At 37.3% G+C, this 23,384-nt stretch carries 26 protein-coding genes and 4 pseudogenes; 8 read left to right on the top strand and 22 right to left on the bottom strand.

The window, feature by feature from the left end; all coding sequences use genetic code 11:
- Positions 1-168: 168 nt before the first annotated feature.
- The 3 genes from JFU50_RS29125 to JFU50_RS29120 all read right to left on the bottom strand — a co-directional run bounded on the left by JFU50_RS29125 (position 169) and on the right by JFU50_RS29120 (position 2,762).
- Positions 169-1,383: a BCCT family transporter gene (locus JFU50_RS29125; RefSeq protein WP_342366390.1), complete on the bottom strand. Its 1,215-nt coding sequence runs from the start codon at positions 1,381-1,383 to the stop codon at positions 169-171.
- A 102-nt stretch (positions 1,384-1,485) separates the two neighbouring features.
- Positions 1,486-1,653: a hypothetical protein gene (locus JFU50_RS31250; protein WP_242489177.1), complete on the bottom strand. Its 168-nt coding sequence runs from the start codon at positions 1,651-1,653 to the stop codon at positions 1,486-1,488.
- Between the two features lie 5 nt (positions 1,654-1,658).
- The gene (locus JFU50_RS29120; protein ID WP_242489189.1) at positions 1,659-2,762 is read right to left on the bottom strand and encodes a lyase family protein; all 1,104 of its coding nucleotides are present in this window, start codon (positions 2,760-2,762) and stop codon (positions 1,659-1,661) included.
- Positions 2,763-3,233: 471 nt separating this feature from the next.
- Here JFU50_RS29120 and JFU50_RS32115 point away from each other — a divergent pair.
- Positions 3,234-3,416, top strand: a pseudogene (locus JFU50_RS32115) (transposase); the annotation flags it as partial.
- Between the two features lie 580 nt (positions 3,417-3,996).
- Here the strand turns inward: JFU50_RS32115 and JFU50_RS29110 are convergent.
- The 9 genes from JFU50_RS29110 to JFU50_RS29070 all read right to left on the bottom strand — a co-directional run bounded on the left by JFU50_RS29110 (position 3,997) and on the right by JFU50_RS29070 (position 11,365).
- On the bottom strand, positions 3,997-5,076 hold the full coding sequence (locus JFU50_RS29110; RefSeq protein ID WP_201225431.1) for a Ger(x)C family spore germination protein: 1,080 nt from the start codon (positions 5,074-5,076) through the stop codon (positions 3,997-3,999).
- Positions 5,073-6,137, bottom strand: a complete 1,065-nt coding sequence (locus JFU50_RS29105) for a GerAB/ArcD/ProY family transporter (RefSeq protein ID WP_201225429.1) — start codon at positions 6,135-6,137, stop codon at positions 5,073-5,075. Before JFU50_RS29105 ends, JFU50_RS29110 begins: the two co-directional genes overlap by 4 nt.
- Positions 6,130-7,305 carry a spore germination protein gene (locus JFU50_RS29100; RefSeq protein WP_201225427.1) on the bottom strand — a complete coding sequence of 392 codons (1,176 nt, stop codon included), beginning with the start codon at positions 7,303-7,305 and terminating at the stop codon, positions 6,130-6,132. Before JFU50_RS29100 ends, JFU50_RS29105 begins: the two co-directional genes overlap by 8 nt.
- Positions 7,287-7,457: a hypothetical protein gene (locus tag JFU50_RS29095; RefSeq protein ID WP_201225425.1), complete on the bottom strand. Its 171-nt coding sequence runs from the start codon at positions 7,455-7,457 to the stop codon at positions 7,287-7,289. The genes JFU50_RS29100 and JFU50_RS29095 overlap by 19 nt, the downstream gene beginning before the upstream one ends.
- Before the next feature lie 204 nt (positions 7,458-7,661).
- The gene (locus JFU50_RS29090) at positions 7,662-7,883 is read right to left on the bottom strand and encodes a hypothetical protein (protein ID WP_201225423.1); all 222 of its coding nucleotides are present in this window, start codon (positions 7,881-7,883) and stop codon (positions 7,662-7,664) included.
- The gene (locus JFU50_RS29085; protein WP_201225421.1) at positions 7,859-8,302 is read right to left on the bottom strand and encodes a methyl-accepting chemotaxis protein; all 444 of its coding nucleotides are present in this window, start codon (positions 8,300-8,302) and stop codon (positions 7,859-7,861) included. Before JFU50_RS29085 ends, JFU50_RS29090 begins: the two co-directional genes overlap by 25 nt.
- Before the next feature lie 620 nt (positions 8,303-8,922).
- Positions 8,923-9,495, bottom strand: a complete 573-nt coding sequence (locus JFU50_RS29080) for a DJ-1/PfpI family protein (RefSeq protein WP_201225419.1) — start codon at positions 9,493-9,495, stop codon at positions 8,923-8,925.
- 55 nt (positions 9,496-9,550) lie between these two features.
- Positions 9,551-10,264, bottom strand: coding sequence for an iron-sulfur cluster assembly protein (locus JFU50_RS29075; protein ID WP_201225417.1), 714 nt, complete (start codon positions 10,262-10,264; stop codon positions 9,551-9,553).
- A 75-nt stretch (positions 10,265-10,339) separates the two neighbouring features.
- Positions 10,340-11,365, bottom strand: a complete 1,026-nt coding sequence (locus JFU50_RS29070) for an amidohydrolase family protein (protein WP_201225415.1) — start codon at positions 11,363-11,365, stop codon at positions 10,340-10,342.
- A 524-nt stretch (positions 11,366-11,889) separates the two neighbouring features.
- Here JFU50_RS29070 and JFU50_RS29065 point away from each other — a divergent pair.
- The 3 genes and pseudogenes from JFU50_RS29065 to JFU50_RS29055 all read left to right on the top strand — a co-directional run.
- Complete coding sequence (locus JFU50_RS29065; RefSeq protein WP_201225413.1) at positions 11,890-13,788, top strand: sigma-54-dependent Fis family transcriptional regulator; 1,899 nt, start codon at positions 11,890-11,892, stop codon at positions 13,786-13,788.
- Positions 13,769-13,906, top strand: a complete 138-nt coding sequence (locus JFU50_RS32110; protein ID WP_201225411.1) for a helix-turn-helix domain-containing protein — start codon at positions 13,769-13,771, stop codon at positions 13,904-13,906. The genes JFU50_RS29065 and JFU50_RS32110 overlap by 20 nt, the downstream gene beginning before the upstream one ends.
- Positions 13,907-14,225: 319 nt before the next feature.
- Positions 14,226-14,452 (top strand): annotated as a pseudogene (locus tag JFU50_RS29055) (transposase); the annotation flags it as partial.
- Between the two features lie 68 nt (positions 14,453-14,520).
- Here the strand turns inward: JFU50_RS29055 and JFU50_RS29045 are convergent.
- The 6 genes from JFU50_RS29045 to JFU50_RS29030 form a co-directional block, all read right to left on the bottom strand.
- Entirely contained in the window at positions 14,521-15,411 is an 891-nt protein-coding gene (locus JFU50_RS29045; protein ID WP_446728199.1) for an SDR family NAD(P)-dependent oxidoreductase, read from the bottom strand.
- A gap of 16 nt (positions 15,412-15,427) precedes the next feature.
- Complete coding sequence (locus JFU50_RS32105; RefSeq protein ID WP_446728198.1) at positions 15,428-15,592, bottom strand: hypothetical protein; 165 nt, start codon at positions 15,590-15,592, stop codon at positions 15,428-15,430.
- Between the two features lie 220 nt (positions 15,593-15,812).
- Complete coding sequence (locus JFU50_RS30500; RefSeq protein ID WP_207198915.1) at positions 15,813-15,962, bottom strand: hypothetical protein; 150 nt, start codon at positions 15,960-15,962, stop codon at positions 15,813-15,815.
- Between the two features lie 234 nt (positions 15,963-16,196).
- A complete protein-coding gene (tpx, locus tag JFU50_RS29040) occupies positions 16,197-16,724 on the bottom strand; it encodes a thiol peroxidase (RefSeq protein WP_201225409.1) in 528 nt (175 codons plus the stop codon).
- A gap of 215 nt (positions 16,725-16,939) precedes the next feature.
- On the bottom strand, positions 16,940-17,263 hold the full coding sequence (locus tag JFU50_RS29035) for an isochorismatase family protein (RefSeq protein ID WP_242489175.1): 324 nt from the start codon (positions 17,261-17,263) through the stop codon (positions 16,940-16,942).
- Positions 17,264-17,472: 209 nt separating this feature from the next.
- Positions 17,473-17,907 carry an OsmC family protein gene (locus tag JFU50_RS29030; RefSeq protein WP_201183542.1) on the bottom strand — a complete coding sequence of 145 codons (435 nt, stop codon included), beginning with the start codon at positions 17,905-17,907 and terminating at the stop codon, positions 17,473-17,475.
- 281 nt (positions 17,908-18,188) lie between these two features.
- On the opposite strand from JFU50_RS29030, the gene JFU50_RS29025 reads away from it, so the two are divergent.
- From JFU50_RS29025 to JFU50_RS31225, 4 genes and pseudogenes are all read left to right on the top strand, one after another.
- Positions 18,189-18,380 (top strand): hypothetical protein, encoded by a 192-nt coding sequence (locus tag JFU50_RS29025; RefSeq protein WP_201225408.1) that lies wholly within the window; start codon positions 18,189-18,191, stop codon positions 18,378-18,380.
- Positions 18,381-18,393: 13 nt separating this feature from the next.
- Complete coding sequence (locus tag JFU50_RS29020; protein WP_201225407.1) at positions 18,394-18,573, top strand: Ger(x)C family spore germination C-terminal domain-containing protein; 180 nt, start codon at positions 18,394-18,396, stop codon at positions 18,571-18,573.
- Positions 18,557-19,320: pseudogene (locus JFU50_RS32100) on the top strand (GerAB/ArcD/ProY family transporter). Before JFU50_RS29020 ends, JFU50_RS32100 begins: the two are co-directional and overlap by 17 nt.
- Positions 19,247-19,708, top strand: a complete 462-nt coding sequence (locus JFU50_RS31225) for a GerAB/ArcD/ProY family transporter (RefSeq protein WP_242489193.1) — start codon at positions 19,247-19,249, stop codon at positions 19,706-19,708. The pseudogene JFU50_RS32100 and the gene JFU50_RS31225 overlap by 74 nt, the downstream one beginning before the upstream one ends.
- 116 nt (positions 19,709-19,824) lie before the next feature.
- On the opposite strand, the pseudogene JFU50_RS29010 reads toward JFU50_RS31225, so the two are convergent.
- The 4 genes and pseudogenes from JFU50_RS29010 to JFU50_RS28995 all read right to left on the bottom strand — a co-directional run bounded on the left by JFU50_RS29010 (position 19,825) and on the right by JFU50_RS28995 (position 23,366).
- Positions 19,825-20,714 (bottom strand): annotated as a pseudogene (locus tag JFU50_RS29010) (aldo/keto reductase).
- Between the two features lie 256 nt (positions 20,715-20,970).
- Complete coding sequence (locus JFU50_RS29005; protein ID WP_201183548.1) at positions 20,971-21,687, bottom strand: SDR family oxidoreductase; 717 nt, start codon at positions 21,685-21,687, stop codon at positions 20,971-20,973.
- A gap of 99 nt (positions 21,688-21,786) precedes the next feature.
- Positions 21,787-22,299: a type 1 glutamine amidotransferase domain-containing protein gene (locus tag JFU50_RS29000; RefSeq protein ID WP_201183550.1), complete on the bottom strand. Its 513-nt coding sequence runs from the start codon at positions 22,297-22,299 to the stop codon at positions 21,787-21,789.
- Positions 22,300-22,373: 74 nt separating this feature from the next.
- Positions 22,374-23,366: an iron-containing alcohol dehydrogenase gene (locus tag JFU50_RS28995; RefSeq protein ID WP_342366389.1), complete on the bottom strand. Its 993-nt coding sequence runs from the start codon at positions 23,364-23,366 to the stop codon at positions 22,374-22,376.
- Positions 23,367-23,384: the final 18 nt, after the last annotated feature.

The raw sequence follows: 23,384 nt of genomic DNA, 5'->3' as shown, positions 1-23,384 counted from the left end.
TTATATTATCTTATGAGCAAGTAATGATCATGTTACCTTAGGTTGGACCAGCTGCCCAAGCTACAGTTTATCTAATGGTTAAATCAATTATCTAATTATATATACGCAAGAAAACCAGAGCAGAATATATGCCCCGGTTCTCTTACTCCTTTATTCTTTAGCTGATTATTATATAACTTCACTTTTTTTCTCTACATCGATTAAGTCTTGGTCTTCTACGATTTCCTTTTGATCACTAACATCATATTTCGCAGGGGATTTTGCAATTTTGAAGAGCGCTATCAATACACCGAGCTCTAATATCAGAGCCGGGACACCACCAAGATTAGAGAGCATTTTAATTCCGTCTATTTGCGCAAAACTGATCATCATCCATGAAACAAAACTTACGGTTATTCCCCAAGTAGCTTTGATTAATATTCCCGGTTCAGGACTTTTTGGGGAGATACCAGTCGAACTGATGCCACCCATTGCCGCGGTATTTGCATCCGCTCCCGAAACAAATGAAAGGAAAACAATGAATAGATAAAAAGGGATAACAATTTGAGCAAAAGGAAGCGCTTCGAATACAGCATATAAAACCAATTCAGGACCACTGTTATTCAAAACTCCTGCGAGTGCTCCCCCTTCCATTTGCATTTGAATGGATGTTCCACTAAAAATCGTCATCCAAATGCCACCGAATATCGCCGGCAAAATAAAGTTAACAAGGATTACGGTTTTTACTGTATATCCATAAGCTATTCTCCCTAGAAATAAAGCCGTAATTGCTGCCCATGAAAACCAGTTTGCCCAATAAAATGTTGTCCACCATCGAGGCCATTGATCTCCAGCAGCAGATCCTGTAAACAAACTCTTCTCAAAAAAGTGTGTTAAGTAGTAACCTAACGATTCTGTTCCTAAATTCAGCATATAAGAAGTCGGACCAGCAATAAAAAGGAATAACGCAACGGCATAGAACGCTTTAATAGATAAAATTCGGATTCCTTTTGTCAATCCACTTGATGCAGAAACAATAAAGATTGCTGTTCCGACAAGTGTAATAATTCCCCAAACAACCGGCGTACTTTCAATTCCGGTCAAACTTTTGATTCCGCCAGCTAGACTCATCGTACTCGTACCCATCGAAGCTGCCATACCCAATGCCAATGTATATAAGCAGACTGCATCAATCACCTGTCCGCTTTTCCCGTCTAATTTCTTACCTAGAACAGGTGATAATGTAGACGATAAGCTATATGGTTTACGCATATTATAATAAGTAAAAGCAAAAACAATAATTGGTACACAATATATAGCATAAGGTGTAATTGTCCAATGAAGGTACATCTTTGACATGGCAAAGATGGCCGCGGCTGGACTATTTGGGTAATTCCCAAAGATTCCGGCGGCGCTGATACATGGTATACAGGCTCAACAATTCCCCAGAATGTTAAACCAGAGGCAATGGTTGTGGTTAAAGTGATTGCAACCAGTTTTTGAAACTTAAGATGGGTTTTGCATTTGCACCGCCAATCCTAGTGGAGAAAAGTAAGTAGCAATGCACGCTATTACCATTAGTAATCCGCTTATACTAAGCACCCCTCCATTGACAGTAGTCCCATTTATACAAAGCATCGTGAACTTTGGCAGCATGATTGATAACATGTTCATGGCATCTAAGATATTAACTCCGCTGCACCTTCGAATACATTCAAATCTAATTCACCATGTTCTAATGCAGCCTGGACGACACGATCACAACCTAACACTTGAAAACAACATTGAATGAGTGTTTCCGGTATTACCGGATTTATTTTCCCCGGGAAAAACGATGAACCTGCTTGTACTGCTGGTAGTACAATTTCACCAAACCCTGCTTCTGGTCCTGATGACAGTAATCGTAAATCTTTAGCGAATTTAATCAAACAAGATGCAAGCTGTTTTAGTTCACTTGACAAATCCGCTAAATCGTCCATATTTTGAGCAGCATCAAATAAATTTTCCCGATGATGAAGCAGCAGTCCTGATGCTTCACTTAACTTCATAACAATCACATCTCGATAACTGTCTGATGCACCAACACCAGAGCCAATAACCGTTCCTCCCAGATTGATAGCGTGCAGTTGTTCAACGGACTTTTCCATATGCTTGAGACGGCGCTCCAACATCGCTGCATAACCACTAAATTTTTCACCTAATCCAACACGCATGGCATCTTGTAAACATGTTCGGGAAATAGTTGTTATATCACCAAATTCACTTGCTTTAAACGCCACTTTTTCTATAAGATCATTCATTTCTTGTCTTAATAATTGAAAACTTGAAATTATCGCCATCCGGATCGCTGTGTGACAAACATCTGAAGTAGATTGAGATGCATTTACATGCTCTGTTGGATGAATGGGTGTATACCCGCCTTTTTCCACGCCAAAAGCCGTATTAGCAAAATTGACAATCACTTCATTGACGTTCATATTTGTTCCGATCCCACCGCCGCCGTGTAATACATCAATTAAAAACTGATCTCCATTTGCTCCAGATAAAAGTTGATTACAAGCAGAAGATATCTGTTCACCCACTTCTTTTGATAACACTTTAGCTTCAACATTTGCAGCAACAGCTGATTTTTTTACAATCAAAAGTGCTTTCACATAAAGTGGGTATTGCTGAAGCGTTCGATTTGAAAACGACAAATTTTCAATTGTTCGTACTGTGTTAATTCCATAAAGAGCCTCTTTAGGAATTGCAACCTTTCCGATTGCATCCTCTTCTACTCTCATATTGTTCAACACACTTCACCTTCTTCGTACACAAATTAAAACTTAAGATAAACAGTTTTGATTTGTAAAAATTCTTCAAATCCATGTTTTCCATCGTCGCCGCCAATACCCGATTGTTTCCAACCTGCGTGATATTTGTGTGGAAAAAGGCAACGATGAAATTTGAGGAGAAGCTGCAAGAGAAAATTGACGAGACATACCAACAGATTCAGGTCATCACAAATAAAGAAGATTACGAACTCTTTTGAAACAGAATTTGAAGCCTTGATTCTCTATAATACATTTTTAACGGAACAAAAACCGAGTTACAAAAAAGATATTCGTCATGCAAGTAACTGGATATATGATGAACACAAGGATGAATAAACTTGTCCAAATAACCGTAAGGTTTTATTTAAACGTTATTCGACCCGCACGGATAAAAATGGCTTCACGCGTGAATTTAAAATTTATGAATGAAAGGACTGTTCAGATTGCCCATTGAAATCGCGTTGCTCAAAGGCAGCAGGAACTCGTCAGGTGCATTATAACCCGATTTATGAAGAACTAAAAACGAAAGCAAAAGTGAACCTTTGGTCTGAATCAAATGCACAAATCTACGCTCGACGAAAAAATCGAGGTTGTGAGTGTTTTTGGTCACATCAAGGGCAATAGGTCGTTCCGTCGATTTTCGCTTCGGGGAAAGTCCAACCCGAGTTTGACATCGTAGGCCATGGCTCAGAATCTACTGAAGGTAGCTGGCTTTCGCCAGTTACTTACAATGAATAATGATAAAACTAGAAAAACAGGTGAAGAAAAACGAATCGTTTTTCTTCACCTGTTTTATTTTAGGGACTTATTAGACAGCCCCTTTTCTCAATATTAGTATTCTCATTCATAGAAGCACAATTTATAGAAAGCTCGGGCAGAATACTTACAATCAAGGTTTAACTAATAAAACTGTAAAATGAGTAGGTGATAAAAAGTCTGGATGTCCTTTCTTGATTTCATGTGTTTATTGAGAAGTTTATAATTTCTACCGTTTTTGAATAATTCCTTATTTTCTCAAAGTGCCTAATAATCAACAAGTACTAAAGTATTCACTATTTCTTGAAAGATTATAAGTATATATACTATCTGAAGTAGAGCATAAACTGTAGTATTTCCAATTCAAAGTACACCAAGATGCATGGGGCTCTTGATAATGTTCATTTTAAAATTAAATCCTATCCATTTTTTGTATGATATCCAAAATCTATTTGTCAATTATAGTCTTGATACTTCCCTCATTTTGTATAGTAGTATGAATGGTAAGCTTCATTTCTAGATTGGGATAATATTTCTTTCGCCAGTCCTTCAATTCCTCATAAGGAATTTTATTTCTGTAGTATTGTCCCAAACCGAAGACATCTGTTTCTTGCTTTTGAAACCGTTTCAGCATTCCATCAAAACGATTTACCATTACCTTTTCAAGCTCTTTTTTAATTATTGCATTGGAAACTTTTCCTCTTCTCTCTTGAATAACTACATCTAAACGAATCGTTGAGAACATATATGGAATATGATTTCTTAGTTCTCCTTTATGAAAACCTGTATTTCCAACAATCATGATGGTTGCATGTTCCATTACTTCTACTCTTCCCTTCATACTGTTCCCATGAAAGGCATTAAAAAGGAGGGTTTCTTTAGGATCCATTTTAGAAACTATTTTTCCTCTTTTCATCACTGCAGAACCTGTATAAGTAACTGCAGTGTTTTCCCCTGATTTGACCATAGGAATTGCTACATTTTGAGTGTAGGAATTAAGGGCTCGATAAACATGCCATAGACGTGTTAAAGATATTTGTGGGGTCCAACCTGCATATTTCTCAAAAAAGTCATAAAGATTTATCCCTTTTTCTAGATTTTTTTTGAGTGTTAAGAAAAAAGCATCTATATTATCATCACATATTGCGATTAATGTTTTTGAAGATACTTCACGAATTCTCATAAACGTGTTAATCGGTTCTTCCATCCCTCCTTCTTCTACTAATTTTCGATCAAATATGATTATCCTTATGTGCAATAAGTCTACACTGCTTTCCATATTAGTTCTAATGTCCTCTACTGCCTTTAAAATGGTTAATCCTGTTCCTTTGACAATTGTCTGTTTCTGAACACCCTCTGAAGAAATAGGAATTTGAAGTAAGACTCTGAATTTTTCTCCCTCTTTAGTAATTCCCATTGCAATCGGAAAGGCACGATGATTAATGTCTTTAATATCCCAGCAACCACTTAATGGCATCAATATACATAGAATAAGCACTAGTTTAAAACAAATCATAATACTTCTCATGATAGTCTTTTTCTCCTTACACCGATTAGGAATATAATTAAAGGGAGTACGATTAAAATATAAAATCGGAAAGCAGTATTCCACCATAGCAACTTCTCAGTCTCTTGCCAACTAGGAATACATAAGCAAATGATAAGAATGCTAACAGATAAGGCTACAATATGATATTTTTGCTTTAATCCCGGGAAATATTGACTCATTATTATAGAGGACTGCCATAAAAGTAAGGAAGTAAGCAACATGATAAAGGTAACTAGGCTTAACGCAAAAAACAAGGTTGCCCTGTCAAATATAAGCCATTGAAGCTGAACTTTATCCAATGTGGTTATAAAGGGAAAAAGCAGCGTACTAGCCGTTTCATTTCCAAAGGTTAAAAGAGGTAAATAAACGGATAAGAAAAAAAATGGGATAAGCAAAAAGACTGCAAACATGATTTTTTTAGAGTTATACGATATTTTTTTTGGAATAAAACCTAAAAATGAAAAAACAATGGCGAAAGAAAAAAAACTTGTATAAAAGGGAGGTTCTCGAAAAAAATTAAAGCCGGTATCCATAATCGGAAATGCATTATGCCAATCAACGTCTTGAAAGCAAATCGAAAGCATAAGTAAGATTAATGGGAAAAAGATACAGAATATTAATAAGGCTGTACGTAAGATGGTTTCGATTCCTTTTACGGCGATATAAGTTGAAATAGGAATCATTAATGTAATAATTGCCCATGTAGGAGTATTCGCTAAAAAGATAATGTTGGTCACTTCTGCATAGGCGCTAACAAGTTCAATAGTAGTTATAATTAAGTAAAGAAGAACAGGAAAAAGTAATGTGAAAGAAAAAGCTTTACCTAAGGTCTTTAAAATACCGATAATATCGTGTTTTGGAAAATAAGATAGACCCTTTAGGTAAAGCCATAAAAATAGAATAAATATGACACATTGAATTAAAATCGGTTCCCAGTGACCTTTTTGTGTGCTGGCAATAATTCTTTCCGGATAAATGAAAAAAATAAGACCAAAATGAGACATTAACCCCATGCATATAACCTGAAGGCTTTTATCCAATTCCCCCCCTCCCCTTAGTTAAACTAGTGTATGGAATTCCAAATATCTCTCGACTTGCAAAGTAAGCACTTATGAATACCAGACCGGATAATATTCCCAACACGCCATAGATTGAAGCAAAAATAACAACTACATATTTAAGTAAGCGCAGGATTAACGCATTTTGAAACCCTACAACGCTTGAATTCGCTATCGAGGTTGCTGCTACAACGATAATTAAAAGGTTGCTAACCAGCTTTGCGTCTACTACTGCTTGTCCAATGACAATTCCCCCTACCATTGTTACCGTTGGACCGATACTGAGCGGAAGCCTTATACTCGCTTCAATAATTAACTCTAAAATAAGGAGCATAATTGTAATTTCAACAAAAGGGGGATAGGGTATTCCCGCCCTGCTCTGAGCAATCGATAGAGCCAATTCAATTTTTAATATCTCAGGATTTACAGCAACAAGGGCCACATAGAGAGCTGGAAATATAAGGGTAACCAAAGCGCCAAGAACACGTAAAAATCGGATGGCGCTCATAATTGGGTAAGCATAGTTACGGTCATTCGCCTGGGCGAACATATCCCATAATAAATGTGGCAAGATAAGCGCAAAGGGAAAACCGTCAACGAATAGAATGACCCTTCCTTTGTTTAAACCATCTACTGCTTCCAATGGCATTTCTGTGTTATTAAACTGAGGGATAACCTCCCATTTTCGCACACCCATAAAACGATAAAGATGCTGAAGATAGAGAATATTTGTGTGTTGATTCATTTCAATATGTGAAATGATCTTTTTGATCACACCTTTATCTGCTCGGTCGTCCAAATAAACTATTGATAATTTCTTTTTTTGATCACTTCCTACCGTATAGGTTTTAACTGAGAGCTGAGCAGAGGAAACTTTTTTTCTCATTATTCCTATATTTGTTGACATATCTTCAATAAAAGAATCTAAAGGACCTTGTAATACGTTTTCATTAGCCGGCGATTCAATTGACCGACTCAATTCTTTGGGAAGTGGTTCAAATTGCAACATTATATTTTTTTCTTTTGAGTAAACAATGAGTTTACCCTGAAGAATAGACTCTATTGCTTCTTCACTATTTATTTCAGCACCTTTTCTGTTGAAAAAAGTTCTTTTTACTCTTATTGAATGAATCACTTCACTGGTATCCATATCTTTTTTAATATTTCTTTTGTTTTTATAAGGTTAACTATTGAATGTAAACCAAGTAAAAGGACTGCTTCACCATCCAAAATAAACGGTTCTATGAAAAAGTCTTCTGCATCTTTAAAAGCCTCATTTATTTCTACTATTATTGAGTTCATGACTTCTCATCTGCCCTTTCAAATCCCATTATTTCTTATTTCATTTTCCCCCTTTGCTTGTTATTTATACAAATACCAAACTAGGTAAAATATGACGTCTGAGATATGTTTTTTAAAGCCACAACCACATATTCGCATGTGCACATTGCATTAGAAATAGTTCATTCAGAAAAGGAGGGGTAACGCTTCGGGGCATTTTTTTAGTTAAGCTTTGAAACGAGAAATCATCTCCTGCAATTCCTCCGACAATCTGGTCAAGGAAATTGTTGCATTTGGAACCTCCTCAATTGAGGCCAATTGCTGCTTCCTAGCAGCAGCTGCTGTTTCAGTACCAGATAGCGTTTCCTGTGACCCTTCAGCAATTATTTCTATGGTTTGCTGTAGTTCTTCAAAACCATTCTTTATAAACTGGGTAGAGGCTGCCACTTCTTGAATCTGAATGTTACCTGCTCAATTAAAATTAAAATTTCTTCAAAGTTTGTTACTGTTTCTTCAGAATGCTTTTTTCCAGAGTCTACGTTTTCTCTTACAATTTGAATATTATTAACGGTCTCGTTTGATTCAATTTGGATGATTGAAACAAGCTTATGGATATTATTTGCAGATTGTTTGGTTTGATCGGCTAATTTTCTAACCTCTTCTGCAACAACTGAGAATCCTTTTCCATGCTCCCCGGCTCTAGCAGCCTCAATTGCAGCGTTTAATGCAAGTAAATTCGTCTGACCTGAAATATCAGTAATTAGAGTGGAGATTTCTTTAATTTTTGTCGCGCTAAATACTAATGGGGTGACTCCTTTATCCGCCATGTCAACAGACAGATTGATAGATTTCATCTGCTCGAGCATTCAGCTGCTGCCAAACGCTGCGCCGATAATGCATTGAACCGATTTTTCAAGATGGCAATCGGATTGCACAACAGCATGGTTCTTGGCACCCGCCAGAGCTTGAACACGTTTTCCATTAGCTGTACCCTGTTGGTAATCTTGGTCTGCCCCTTGTGCTTTCCAGATGGTTTCTTTTAAATTTAAACCTGCTTTTTACGATTTGGAGAGGGTGTTGATAGTCTCTTAGGTCGCAGACCTCTGCGAAATGCCAATCCCTTTATTTTTCGCAACCTATCTCACTTTATAGAATTAATACGACATAGTTAAATCGTTATATAAATAAGTCGTGCGACCCAATCCATTTTCAGGACCATTTCTGGATATGTGATATTTCCTACCCATACATGAGCCAACAGCAGCCATTCTGGTTAATTACTCTTTGATATAGATCAACGAACATGCCTGTCATTTGAATGAGGGATTATGTTCAATAAAGTGGAAGCCGTTTTAATAAATTCAGCCATAAATATTGTCCAATTTAAAAAGGATTGCCAGTGGCAACCCTTTTTTCTAAATATTAGTATTCTCACTCATATTAGCTTGAAAATAATGGAGGAAATGTTTCAGTCCTTTTGACTTAATTAAACAGAAGCTTCTTTTTTAACATTTAGTAATTTAAAGAATTCTTTCATAAAACCTGGGAGATCTGGCCAAGCATGCCCTGACACGATATTGCCATCAACATGAAGCATTTCTTCCACGTATGTAGCTCCTGCAGCTTCTATTTCGGGTCTACATGCCGTATAAGCTGTCATCTCCCTGCCCTTTATATATTCTCTTATCGTTGTTAATACCAGTTGTCCGTGACAGATAACTCCAAGTGGTTTATTTTCTTTTAAAAAATGGGTGGTTATATCTTGTACTTTTTTATTCATACGAATATATTCAGGAGCACGGCCCCCAGGAATAATAAGTGCGTCATAATCAGTAGGTTCAATCTCATCAACCGAGGCATGAGATTCAATTTTATATCCCCATTTTTCTGTAAACGTTTCCATTTCAGGCAAAAAATCATGAACAACTGTCTGGAGACTTTTTTTCACAGGTGAGGCAATTGTGCAATTAATATTTTCTTCGATACATCTATAATATGGATAAAATACTTCCAATGCCTCTACAGCGTCACCAGTTATAATAAGAACGTTCTTACTCATTTTTCATCACATTCCTTTTCTGAAATTTTTTTAAAATTCATAAGCATCCTTAAAATTATATTTTCGTCAATGTACTTTCATCAGCGGAAGGCAAATTATATCGAGCCTCTAATAAACCGCGACAATAATGAGCATTAAACTCCATATTCATTCGTGATCCTTTGGCACCTCGCAGATAATCAGCAAACCCTTCTTCAGTTATCTCTTTATCTTCAGGAGTGGTTATGGCTAAGAGATTTAAGTAATTCGACGTTTTTTTCTTTTCCAGGTATTTTTCTCTAAGTAACTTCCCTTCTACAGATAAAGGCAGTTCATATAGCTCTTGGATAGATAAATTGATGATTTCTTTCTTTGACATGCCATTTTGAAGTAAATATCTTATAAGTTTCTCTTGCCTTGCATAGAAAGCTTTTATCTGGAAAGTCTTACGTAATTCATCAAGATCTCCATCAGATAAACTACTAAAGGATTCGCTAAAGGATTTACCTGAAGTTGCTCCTTGGTTGATTTCATCCGAAGCACAGTGATCTAATAAAGTTACTTTAACTTCATTTACCCAGTCTAATTCAGCCACATACTTCAGTATATCTTCGGCCATGATATATGCGAAGTTAGGTGAACACCAGTAAGTTGGTAATCGAAAAACTACTTCGACATCGTTTTCTTTTATTACCGTGTGATCGATAAATCCTAATTCAGTTAAAGGCCGATCCAATTCTGGATCATAAACTTTATCAAGCATGCTATAAACCTGTTTTTCTTTGTTCATAAAGTTCGATGCACCTCTCTTTTTCAATGATTGAGGCAAAACTTTAACATGACTCAACTGGTCTATTGATTGAGATTAAACCATTATATGTGAAGCTAATTCACATTTTTGCAACTTCGCTTTTTGAGCCTCGATATCAATATTATAGAGTCTGGCTGCATTACCGCCTAAAATTTTCTTTTTAACATTCAAATCAAAAGTTACGCCTGTTTCCTGTTGGATATCTTCAGGAAGCTCAAAATCTACGAATTTTTCGATAAGCCATTTTGGTTCCCATATTCCATAATCACTCCCGAAAAGGATGCGATCCTCATCCAGCCAGTACAATAACTCACTTATGATTTCTGCAAAATAGCGAGGACGTTGATGGATAAGTGATATGGCTACAGCTAATCCCCCGTATACATTTTTCTCTTGTGTTGCAATCCAACAAAAATCTTCCAGTCTAGGCAACCCAACATGCTCTACGATAAAATTCAGTTCTGGAAAAGTACTTGCAGCATCATCAACGTCAGCTACATCAAAAGCGTCGCGATTAAGCGGTGTGACCGTTGGACCTTTATGGATATGAATATTTTTTATTCCTAGATCAAGGCATTTTTGCAGATAACGCTGAGACCACGGATCAGACAGATTATACCCTTTAGAATCGCCATACCAATCAGCTGTATAAAGTTTAATACCTTGCCAACCGTATTTCAATTTCATCGCTTCTAGATTTTCTAACCCGCGCTCACCATGTCGAGGATCAAGCGTCCCATTACATATAAAACGATTTGGATATTTTTTTGAAAGGGCATCATTTACATCAAAATCTCCAAACCCGTTTTTGTAAAACTCCTTAAGATATACCGGTTGAAAAATAGCCATATCAGCATATCCTTTTACAATGACATCCTGTACCAACGTTTCCGAGCCATATTTCTCGAATTTTTCCCTTGGCCAAAAATATTCTTCAGGACTCAAGTTCTTATGATAATCATAGAAACAACTAATAAACTGTTCACCATGTATGTTTAGCTGGTTTTCCTTGCTTCCATCCCAAATTGCCACATGAGAATCAATAACAAAAATTTCTTCCCCGCTTTTCGTTTTATACAACATTATCACCCCTTCAATTTTCGCCTTTCTCTTTACTTTATTGCAAATACTGTGCCAAAACTTCCTTCTTTACTATCAAAAATTATTAAAGGTTTCTTTAATACAAGCAAGAGTGCCTCTATTCCGATATTTATCAGGCTCTAAATAATTGGAAATTTTGAATGATAACTATAGATTTAAATAAAAATATTGAAAGTTCTGTATTTTTATTCTAATGACATATGGTGCATAAAGCGACACTGTATCTAAAAGTGACGATCGTAATTAAGCAAAGTGCGACACACCAAACTTATAAGTTTGATTAAATATAGAATAGTAGATTATATTTTGAGAGTGGGACAGCATAGAGGAGATTAACGATATTGATAATTTAGATAATTGGTATATAATATGTGTAACTATATTTCCAACGTGATAGAGAACTTTTTATTATCAATCACTTAAAACTATTGTAAGCGTTTACTGAAAGGTCAGGGTGATTTCAGGAACATGGCACGTACTTACATTAAAAGGAAGGTACCGGTATGAAGAACCCATATATTTCGTTGGATATTTCCTCTTCACCGAAGACTGAAAAAGATAGAATCGAAAGAGCCTGGGAGAATTTTATATCCGGCCAAAATTTAGTATCTGAAGTGAGATCCTTAACTTATCAATCTTGGGAGCGCTCTATTCGTCATGGAGTACACCCCACCAAAGGGAGAGCCCCACTGGTTCTGTCACAAGATGAAATACAAGAATATCAAACAACCCACACGTTCTTTTCTATTTCAGAATCCCTTCTACCAAAACTTAAAGAATCAGCAATAGATTCAGGTCACTTAATTGTGATTTGTAATCATAGAGGAGAATTATTATATCTAGATGGAAATGCCTCACTCAAAAAGAAAGCCGAAAATATGAATTTTACAGCAGGGACTTCATGGTCAGAGAGCTATGTAGGGACAAATGCTATGGGCACTTCTTTGGCTACAGGAGTCCCAATGCAAGTCTTCGCGGGAGAACATTTTTGCCAACCTGTTCACAATTGGGTATGCTCAGCCTCGCCGATTAAAGATCCTGCAACACAAAAGGTTCTTGGAGCGGTCAACTTAACGGGTATTTGGGACGTGGTACATCCCCTCTCTCTATCCGCTGTTGTTTCTATCACTCAAACAATCGAAGAAAAGCTCCTAAGCCGGCTCAAATTTGAGCACTTTTTGCTACTTGAACATTATATTGAAACAACTCGTAAAAACCCCAGTAAAATAGTGGCTGTGCTCGATCGTGGACATCAAGTCATTAAAGCCTCCACCCAATGGTATGACAAAGGTTGGATTGATTACAATAACCGATTAATAAATTCGTTATCAGATTGCAGTGGCACAGAAGGCATGAAAGACGGCTGGATTTTTGAGTCAGTCCCTTTCTATCATCAAGGATTCCCTATTGGTTTTATGATACATGCGATTTCAAAAGTCAAACCTTTAAATAAAACGAGATTTAGTACAAAGTACTCCTTCATAAATATGATTGGGAAATCTCCGGAATTCCAATCTGTTATCGATGAGGCGCATACAATGGCCAATCTGGATTTACCCGTTTTAATTGAGGGAGAGAGCGGTACTGGTAAAGAGTTATTCGCCCAATCAATACACGCTTATAGTCATCGATCTGAAGCTGCTTTTGTAGCTGTTAATTGCGGGGCAATTCCAAAAGAACTCGCAGCAAGCGAATTATTCGGTTATGAGGAAGGCACTTTTACAGGAAGTATAAAAGGTGGCCGTGCCGGAAAATTCCAACAGGCTGAAGGAGGAACAATTTTTTTAGATGAAGTTGGCGAGATGCCACTAGATATACAGACCATGTTTTTGCGCGTGCTTGAAGAAGGAGAAATTGTGCGAATGGGTGGAAGAGAACCGATAAAATTAAATGTACGGGTAATTGCCGCAACAAATTGTAATTTAAAAAAAGCCTGCGAGGAAGGCACTTTTCGTACAGACCTTTACTACAGGCTTAATATCCTCTCCTTGCAAGTCCCCCCACTGCGCGAAAGAACAGGGGATGTCCCCTTACTATTAAATCATTTTTTGACAACAACCTGTGAAGAAATTAGGAGACCACCACTTAAAATAGGAGACCAAGACTTGTTTGTCTTAGAGCAGTATGAATGGCCTGGGAATGTACGTGAATTAAGGAATTTTGCCTACAAAGTGGCCATAAAGGCAAATGGCAATGTAATCACAAACAGTGATTTCCCAAAAGAAATCGGACTATCTAAAAGGTTAATAAATTATTCATCGACAGATCATTCACATCAAAAATTGAATAATATAGAACAGCCATTAATACTTACTAATCCTTCCTCATCCCACGAAGAATCAGTGAAATATCCAACCTCTTTAAAGCGAGCAAGAATTGCATATGATTCTTATGGTACTTAATGAGGCAAATGGCAATGTTACAGCGGCTGCTAAAAAACTTGGCATTCATAGAAGCACAATTTATAGAAAGCTCGGGCGGAATACTAAAAATGAAGGTTTATCTAATAAAAATGGATAATGAAAAGCCTGGATATCCTTTCTTGATTTCAGTGGTTATTGGGCAAATTATAAGTTCTGCCGTTTTTAATTCCTTATTTCACAAAGGATCTGAAAATTGTATATTTTCTGAAGTAAATGATGAACTGTAGAGTTTCCACTTCAAAGAGCACCATGATACTGAACTGCACCCCAATTGTTAGACAACATCTAACAATTGGAGGTGCAGTTTTTTGACTAAATATACGATAGACGAAAAATCAAATGTAGTTTTAGAGTACTTAGAAGGGAAAAAATCCTATAAATCCATTGCTCAAGAAAGAAATGTAGGTTTATCCCCTACACAAAGCATGTCCCGCAAAGGAAATTGTTTCGATAATGCGGTCATTGAAAACTTCTTTGGCTTATTAAAATCCGAATTACTCTATCTTCAAGAATTTGAAAGCATGGAGCATTTCAAACAAGAACTAGAATAATCTATTACTACAATCATCAACGAATCAAGGTAAAATTAAAAGGCATGAGCCCAGTAGATTACCGGGTTCATGCTCTAAAGCAGCCTAAGTAAATAAAGTGTCTAACTTTTTGGGTTCACTTCATACATGGAGCTGTTTATATAATTATTTTCATCAAAAATTAAAACCTATTGCCTCCCAGCTTTTCATTTTCCGCTGCTGCTTCTTTTAATGCTTCTTTACCACAGCCACAAATTACAACATTGGTGCCTTCCTTGGCAAACGCGACGGCAATTGCTTTTCCAATACCTCTACTGCCGCCTGTCACGAGTGCCGTTTTATCTTTTAATCCCAGGTTCACTTTAGATCCAATCCTTTCTATGGGCGGCACACGCTCATGGATCATAACAACTCGGGATGTCTGATTGTTATCATCACGGATTGATCCGTTCCAAAAGCCGCCGACAGAATTATGGAGATAATCCAGGTCCTGGTCCGCTAACTTGTCCACCAATTCCAACGTTTCTTCCATGGTGATGCCAGGATTCTCTCTTTCTTCAGGCCATAACCGATAGCCGATGATAAAAGGTTTTGTTGCATGGTCTAAAACTGCTTTTTTAACAGCGTCAACTACAGCAAGCGGGAAGGACATACGTTTTTCCAGCGTTCCACCCAACTTGTCAGTTCTGCGATTTGAGTGTGGAGAAAAGAACTGCTGAATCAAATACGTATTGGCACCATGGATTTCAACTCCATCATACCCAGCTTCGATTGCTCTTCTGGTTGCTTCACCAAATGCTTTAATAATTTCATCAATTTCGTCTGCTGTCATTTCCCGAGGTACCACGGTATCGTCCCGTTCCGCTGCTACCGCACTCGGAGCAATTGGTTGACGATCGAGCAATTCTTCAGGCGGGCACATTCTGCCACCCCATAAAATTTGTAAAATCGCCTTTGAACCTTTTTCCTGTATAACTGTCGCCACACGTCTTAAACTAGGGATTAGGTAATCGGAATCTGCACCAAATACACCCAGGAATCCTTTTCCATTCCTGGTGACGTATGTGTGCATGCGGTGATTACCGCTCCTACACCACCGGCACGTTCTTGATAATACGCAACTTCTTCGTCTGATACTTCACCATTTTCATGTGCTCTTGTGTAGATATGGGTGCCATTGTAATACGGTTCTTTATTTCAACTCCAGAACGGAAGATAAATGGTTTAAAAGCAGCTTCATATTTTGGATTCATCTCTTTTTCTCCTTTTGTTTACATCAAGTTTGTTAAAGGATTTTGCTATTTAACAAATGGATAACATAGACTACAAAAATTTCTTTGACAGGCACATTTTTATATTCTATACAAAAAAATTTATAGAGATACATTAAAAGCTTGCCATAAGGATCGGCCAGTTTTGACCTATTTTAGCTGAGTAATTTCTGCCAATATTTCATAGGAATGGAGGCGGGCCTTATGATCGTAAACCTGGGTGAAAAGCAAATAATTCTTGTGCTTGATATTTACTTGTACGTTGAACAAAACCAACTTCTTTAGCTAATTGAAGTTCTTGAGAAAAGAGATTCATTTCGTCTGAAACAGAAAAACTCATAGAAAACGCCATCCTTCCTGTATATTTCTACAAAAAGAATAGCGTTTTTTTCATTATGATGATACAAATTCACCTTAGCTTGATGGCGATGGGGTACCACCAGCAAAACGCGAATTTACAACGTTAAGGAAATACCAATATTAAAAAGCCCAATTTCTCATCATTAAATTGAGAAATTGGGCTTTTTTCCATACTGTAGATAATGCCTCGATTGTGGAAGATCAATAAATTTGAACAAAAAAGTGATTATTGATCTTCCGCATTTTTCACAGCTACGACTGCTTTGGCATAATCCGGATGGTTTGTCGCTTCAGTTACGTATTCCACATATGTTACTTTATTGTCTTTATCAAGAACAATGATTGCACGCGTTAACAAACGAAGTTCTTTCATCGCTACGCCAAGGGCTTCACCAAAGGAAAGTTCACGGTGGTCAGACAGCATCTTCACTTTCTCAAGACCGGCTGCTTTACGCCAGCGAGATAAAGCAAATGGTAAATCTACGCTTACAGAGAGAAATTCTACGTTATCCATTTTTGCAACTTCCTCATTAAAGCTCCGAGTTTGCATATCGCAAATACCTGCAGCTGCATCTATAGAAGCGATCACACTAATCAAATGAACGCTTCCTTTGTCGTCATTCAATGAATATGGCTGTAAATTTTCTGAAAGTGCAATGAAATCAGGATCTATGTCTCCAACTTTTAATTCTTGAATGATAAGAGTTACAGGTTTCCCACCAAATGTAATTGAATTTTCCCTTTCAATTGGCATACCTAATACCCTCAATATTAATCTAATTTTGTTATATAGTGTACTTTATTTAATGTGTTATTCTTCGAATAACAAAAAGTCGGATATCAACTTAAACAGGATGATATCCGACTTCAACTATTTGGAGCGTTTACCGTAACCGAATTAAGAGTTTAATTTCTCGATGGCTTCTTGAGTTGTCCAAACACCACTTGAACGAATCCAAAGTTTACAATTCATGCATTGAATGCATCTTTACCAGGAGCAGCTGTTGCATCACTCACGATATAAACTTTGAAGCCTTGTTCTACTAATTCACGCATATGGGAGTCAACACATAGGTTTGTATTCATTCCTCCAATAATAACCGTGTTAATGCCACGTTTACGAAGTTGTAAAACTAAATCATTCGATTCTGGACCAAAGATTTTATGTGGGCTTGTGATGATTGTTTTGTCGTCTTCGAGATATGGTTTAAATGACTCGTAAAAGTCAGCTCCTGATGCAGATTCAATCTGTTTTTGAGGACCTTTGCTTTGGAACATATTGTTTTCCTGCATCATTGATTCTCCCGCACCTTTAATTTTCCAGTTTTTATCATGAGGGTAGTAATAGTATTAAAAGTTGAATGTTTACTACTAATTCTTCATGCTCAATTTTAGCTATTTCCTCACATAAGAAAGTCAGCAGAACCGCCGCCTTAATTTTAAAAGAACCGTTATATTTGAAAATTCTAAAAATTAACCGCTACATCTTTGAGTGAATCATATCATTTCACAGAAACTTTACCTTGAACTTCAATTTTAACATCTGCTTTTTTCAATATATTTCCGACATCGCACCCTTTATCTGCTGCTTCTGTCGCTCTTTGTGCAGATTGAATTTGTTCTTCTGTCGCGCCAGCAGATAAAACGATGTGAGGATAATGGATAATTTTAAACTCATTATCAGATATACTTGCCTCAGAGTTCACTGTAAGTTTCGCCACAGGAAGTTTTCTGCTTTCAAGCACAAATGTTAGTGTTGCTGCATAACAAGTTGTTACAGAAGCGACGAGAACCTCTTTTGGATTTGCTCCGTTACCACTACCTCCTAATGATGTTGGAATAGCGATTTTTGTATCAAGATACTCCGCTTTAAGGGTTCCATTCCCTGTTACCCCACCATCCCAAATAGCATTCACATTTATTTTCATATCAGCCATAATTAACACTCCCTCAAATAAATTAACTGCATAAATATCTTGCCTATTCACGTATATTTTTACTCTATGATAGAGGTATTTTCATTTACTTTTTTAATTTCTGCTACGAGCTTTTATTGGTATGGTGATCTTCTTCCCTCTTGAACAACTAGCGGCGTAAATTTAATAGATTGACATGGTTATTTACGAAAGTTAGCTTATTCGTAAGATTTCAAAGAAAGCACGAAGTACTGGATTTATTGACAAAAGGGCCATGACCCGTTCCTTTAGCAAAACCGGCTATGCATGACGAAGGAATGAAAGGGCATATGATTATGATGAATCTGGATGCAAAAGCTCATTATACAATTAGTCAAACCGCTCAAGTTCCGAAAATATCTATCGATTTAACGATGAATACTCAGATAAAAGATGTCCCGCCTTGGCTTAATGTAACCGCAAATAAAGATATCCTAAAAATGGAAAATCTTTAGAATAAACATTTTAATGAAGTTGTTTCAAGAATACCAAGTAGATCCAATCGGGTTTGGAGACATGGTTAGAGCAAAATCAAGAAAGTGGAATTATAGCCGGTTTCAGGATATGTATCCCCATCTCAAAACTACAGTCAATACAAAGGTGAATATTATACAAACAGGTGTCGGGGAGTATGGATTTCATTTTTGAAGAGGAGAGGAATAAGGTGCACACTTTAACAGATGAACGATTTTTAGTATCTCCTTTTTTCGTTTTATTTCTGATTTACTCTAATATTATTGGTGTGGGAATCATGGGTTTTCAAAGAGATATTATAAAGAGTGCCGGTTACGATGCATGGATTTCCGTCCTATTATCAAGTATAAGCATTCATGTTTTAGTTTGGATGACATATCGCTTCTTACAATTGCTAATAACGATATCATTTATATCCATCAATTTTGCTTTGGGAAATGGATTGGCGGGTTATTAAACGTTTTTATCATCATCTATTTTCTTGTAGTGGCATTGATTGTTTTACGTGTTTATATTGAGGTTGTTCAAGTTTGGATGTTTCCTTTAATGAAGACATGGTAAATAAGCGTGATTTTTCTATTCCTTCTTTATTACATTGCTTCCATTGGGTTTCATGTGATTACCGTGGTGTGTTTCTGGAGAACAGTTATACCTTTTGTTTTTCTGTTTCCCCTTTTATTCTTTTCCTTAAAATTTGCCCAATTCAATCATTTACTGCCTCTTTTTAATCACTCGGTTAAGGAAATATTAGGATCATCTAAAATAATACGATGGTGTTTCAGTTTCTTGGCTTTGAGACTCTACTCATGTTCTATCCATTTATCAAGAACCCTGAAAAATCAAAAAAATGGGCCCGTTTCGGGGTTTTGTTTACAATCTTCTATACCCTTCCATAACAATCATTACTTTTGTTTTCTTTAATGAAGAGCATCTCAAACATACGATTTGGCCGACCTTAACTTTACTTAAAATTGCGGAAATGCCTTTCATAGAAAGAGTCGAATATATTGTCGTTTCCTTATGGTTCCTTGTCGTATTGCCTCATATTAGCGGGCATCTATGGGCAGTCTGCGGCGGACTCAAAAATTTAGTAAATATCAAACAACGTATCAGCTTATTCATTTGCCTCTTTTTATTCTTTTTGTTCTCTAATGTATTAGAGAGCCATAAACAGATAGAACGATTAGCTGATTTATACTCATCTGTCGGCTTCTATTTTATATATTTGTATGTCCCTTTTCTCTTTTTAACGATTAACATTAAACAAAAACTAACTAAAAAGGGTTTTGATGCGAGAATAATTCGATAAGGATATTAAATTTCCCCGATAAAAAAAACTGTATGGAATAAATTCTACACAGTTTTTTTGAAATTCTTATTAGATTGTCAGCAACTCCAACAATATTCCCTCTTTAAAGTGAATTTTCAAATAATATCCAATGGCATTTTCCTAGTAGGTTTAGGAAATACTTGATCAATTCTACTGAGATCTTCTTCAGTAAACTCAATTGTTGCTGCTTCAGCATTTGCTAAAACATGTTCATCTTGAACCGCTTTTGGAATAGAGATGACGTTATTCGAACGGATGGTCCAAGCAAGAGCGATTCGTAATGGTTGGACATTGTATTTGTCAGCAATATCATGAATAGCTGGATCGTTTAAAAGCTGTCTTATTAAAGAGCCTCCTTGAGCAAGGGGACTGAGGCCATGATTGGCATGTTATGTTCACGCTGCCATGGTAAGAGATCGAAGTCGATTCCTCTTGAACCTAAATGATATAGCACTTGGTTTGTTACACATTTTTTTCCATTTGTGGTGTTCCATAGCTCTTCCATATCAACCGTGTCAAAATTAGAGACGCCCCATCTTAAAATTTTCCCTTCTTCACGTAGTTTTTCCATTCCTTCAATTGTTTCCTCTAAAGGAACATGTCCTCTCCAGTGGAGAAGATATAAGTCCAAGTGGTCTGTTCCGAGTCGTTTTAAGCTGTTTTCACATGCTTTTGAAATCATATCTAAACCTGCATGATGGGGATACACTTTTGAGACTAAAAAGACTTCATTTCTGCGTCCTTTAATGGCTTCGCCAACTAAGCGTTCAGAATCGCCATTTCCGTACATTTCAGCAGTGTCAATAAGTGTCATGCCCAATTCTACGCCGAGCTGCAAGGCTTTTATTTCTTTGTCTCTCACTTGGGGATTTTCCCCCATGTACCATGTTCCTTGTCCTAAACTAGGTAAAGAAGTGCCGTCAGGTAGGGTTACCACGTGTTTGGCTAATGCATTTTTAATTTCCGCTCTTTTCTTTTCATCCATTAGGCTCGACCCTTTCTATTATGTATTTGGGTATCATAGAAGTAGAATGTTAACGTCTCTTCGTATAAACTACGCATATATTTAGAATTTCCGTAACCAACAAAGCCATTCTTTATTGCATGATATGGCCATTACTGCTTCCGTCTGTGCAAAAAAACAAAGAAAGTGAGGATGGTCTGTAAGTGTCTGACACTTTGAGTCAACCTCACCACTTCTATTCTAAATCAATTTATCAATCGACTTTGATATCAATGGATTAGATCAGATGAGCTCCTCCATCGATAAGAACCGATGTGCCAGTTGTAAACCCATTTTTCGCTAGGTAAACATAGGTTTCAGCTATATCTTTAGGTTGAGCAACGCGTCCAACAGGTAATTGCTTAGCAATCCCATGGTACATAATTTGTCTTTCATCTTCTTGAATTCCGCCGTAAAGAGGAGTGTCAACGATACCAGGTGATACCACGTTTACTCTGATAGGTGCCAGGTCTACTGAAAGTCCTCGTACTAATCCATCGATTGCTGAATTAATGGAAGCTAGAGTCGTTGCACCTTGAGGAGGACGCACACCATATACACCAGAAGTTAATGTAATAGAACTTTCATTATTCAAGTATGGAAGAGCAGCACGAACCGAAATATACTGCCCCCAGAACTTACTATCAAAAGCCTCTCTTACTGTTGCAACAGGCAGTTCGCTAAAGTGACCCATTGCGCCTTCACCTGCAGTAACCACTAGGTGATCAAATTTTCCAACCTTCTTGAAAAAGTCAGCAACCTTTTCCTCGCTGCGAAAGTCGATTTCATAGCCCTCTACGTTACCACCAAGCTTCACTTTTGCGTCAGATAATTTTGAAGCAGAACGGCTAGCAATAATGACTTGAGCGGATTCATCGATAAACGCCTTAGCAGCGGCTAAACCAATACCAGATGTACCTCCTAAAACAACCACTCTTTTTCCTTTTAATGACAACGTAATTCCTCCTTTATTCATACGTTTGTTTAACCAGCTTGCGGATTCTGATTAAAGAATCCGCAAGTTAGATATATTTAAGTTTTTACATCACCATTGTTATTTAGCTAAAAGTTTTAGTGATTCACGATTGAATGCTGGAATATCTTTTGGTTCTCGACTTGTTACAATATTTTTGCTGATGACAACTTCTTCGTCTTTATAATTTGCACCAGCATTTTTCAAATCGTTGCGAATGGATTTATAGCCAGTGATGTCGACACCTTTTAAAAGGTCTGTATCGATTAACACTTGTGGTCCATGACAAATGGCAAAAACGGGTTTTTCGTCTTGGATAAATACTTTTGCAAATTCCCCAAAACGATCGTCTTCACGCAATAAATCGGGAGAGAATCCACCAGGGATAAGCAACGCATCAAAGTCTGCAGGATGAACTTCATCAATGGATTTATCAATTTTTACGGTTGTGCCTTTTTTACCAGTTACTTCGTTCCCTGATTGTTTGTCAATCGTGATAACTTCATGACCAGCTTCTTTAAAGGCTTGTACTGGTTCAGTGTACTCCACATCTTCAAATAGGTTTGTTATAAGCGTAGCGATTTTTTTACTCATGTTCATTAACCTCCTTAAAATCATAGAACAGAAGTAAAAATATTCATTTCCGTACCATGTTCTGATTATCTTCATTAGAAGTTGATTTTATCTCCGTTGTAAGCCGCAATATAGATTTTTTTCATATCCTCCACCGATACTTCTCGTGGATTGGATGGAGTACAAGGATCCTCAACAGCTCCTGCTGCCATCTGGTTCAGGTGTTTTTCAAATTCTGCTTCTCCCACACCAAATTCCTTTAGTGTTAATGGCAGATTCAAAGATTTGTTTAAACGACGGATGAGGTCTGTTAACGAGTCAATCAATTCGTCATCCGTATTTCCGGTTAAACCAAGCATCCTTGCAATATCCGCATATCTTGAGCTTTCCACCTTTCTATTATAATCAATCACATATGGCAAGTAGAGTGCATTTGCTGTACCGTGCGGAATTTCAAAAATGGCTCCGCTCTTATGGGCTAAGCTGTGGACAATTCCTAAAAATCCATTGGAAAAGGCCATGCCGGCTATGGCCTGGGCATAATGCATTTCTGCCCTTGCCTGTTTGTCACCTACTGCGGATTTTTCAATATTTTCTACCACTTGCCTAATCGACTGCATGGCCAGCGGATCAGTAAAAGAGTTGTGCAGGGTGGATACATATGCCTCAATGCCATGTGTCAATGCATCCATCCCCGTATAGGCTACAATCGAAGCAGGCATGGAATACGTCAGTTCAGGATCAACGATTGCAATGTCAGGCGTAATTTCATATCCAAAAACCGGATACTTCACTCCCTTATCATAGTCCGTAATAACGGAGAATGGAGATACATCACTGCCTGTTCCGCTAGTAGTTGAAATGGCAATAAAACGCAATGTTGGCAGTACATTTGGAGCCTTGATTTGGTCAAATGGCAGTTCGGGGTTTTCATAAAAAATCCACATCAACTTAGCCGCATCAAGCGGAGATCCGCCGCCGGCAGCAATGATCCAATCCGGCTGGAATTCTTCCATCTTCTTGCCGCCGTTTTGAGCGGTTGTAATAGATGGATCGTTTTCAACACCTTCGATTAGTTGCGTCTCAATGCCTGCCTCTCGTAAATA

It is taken from the genome of Peribacillus sp. TH14, assembly GCF_016651145.1.
In the GTDB taxonomy this organism is placed as follows: Bacteria; Bacillota; Bacilli; order Bacillales; family DSM-1321; genus Peribacillus; species Peribacillus butanolivorans.
Note: the sequence above shows the minus strand (reverse complement) of the source record. Positions and strands in the feature narration are given on the sequence as shown.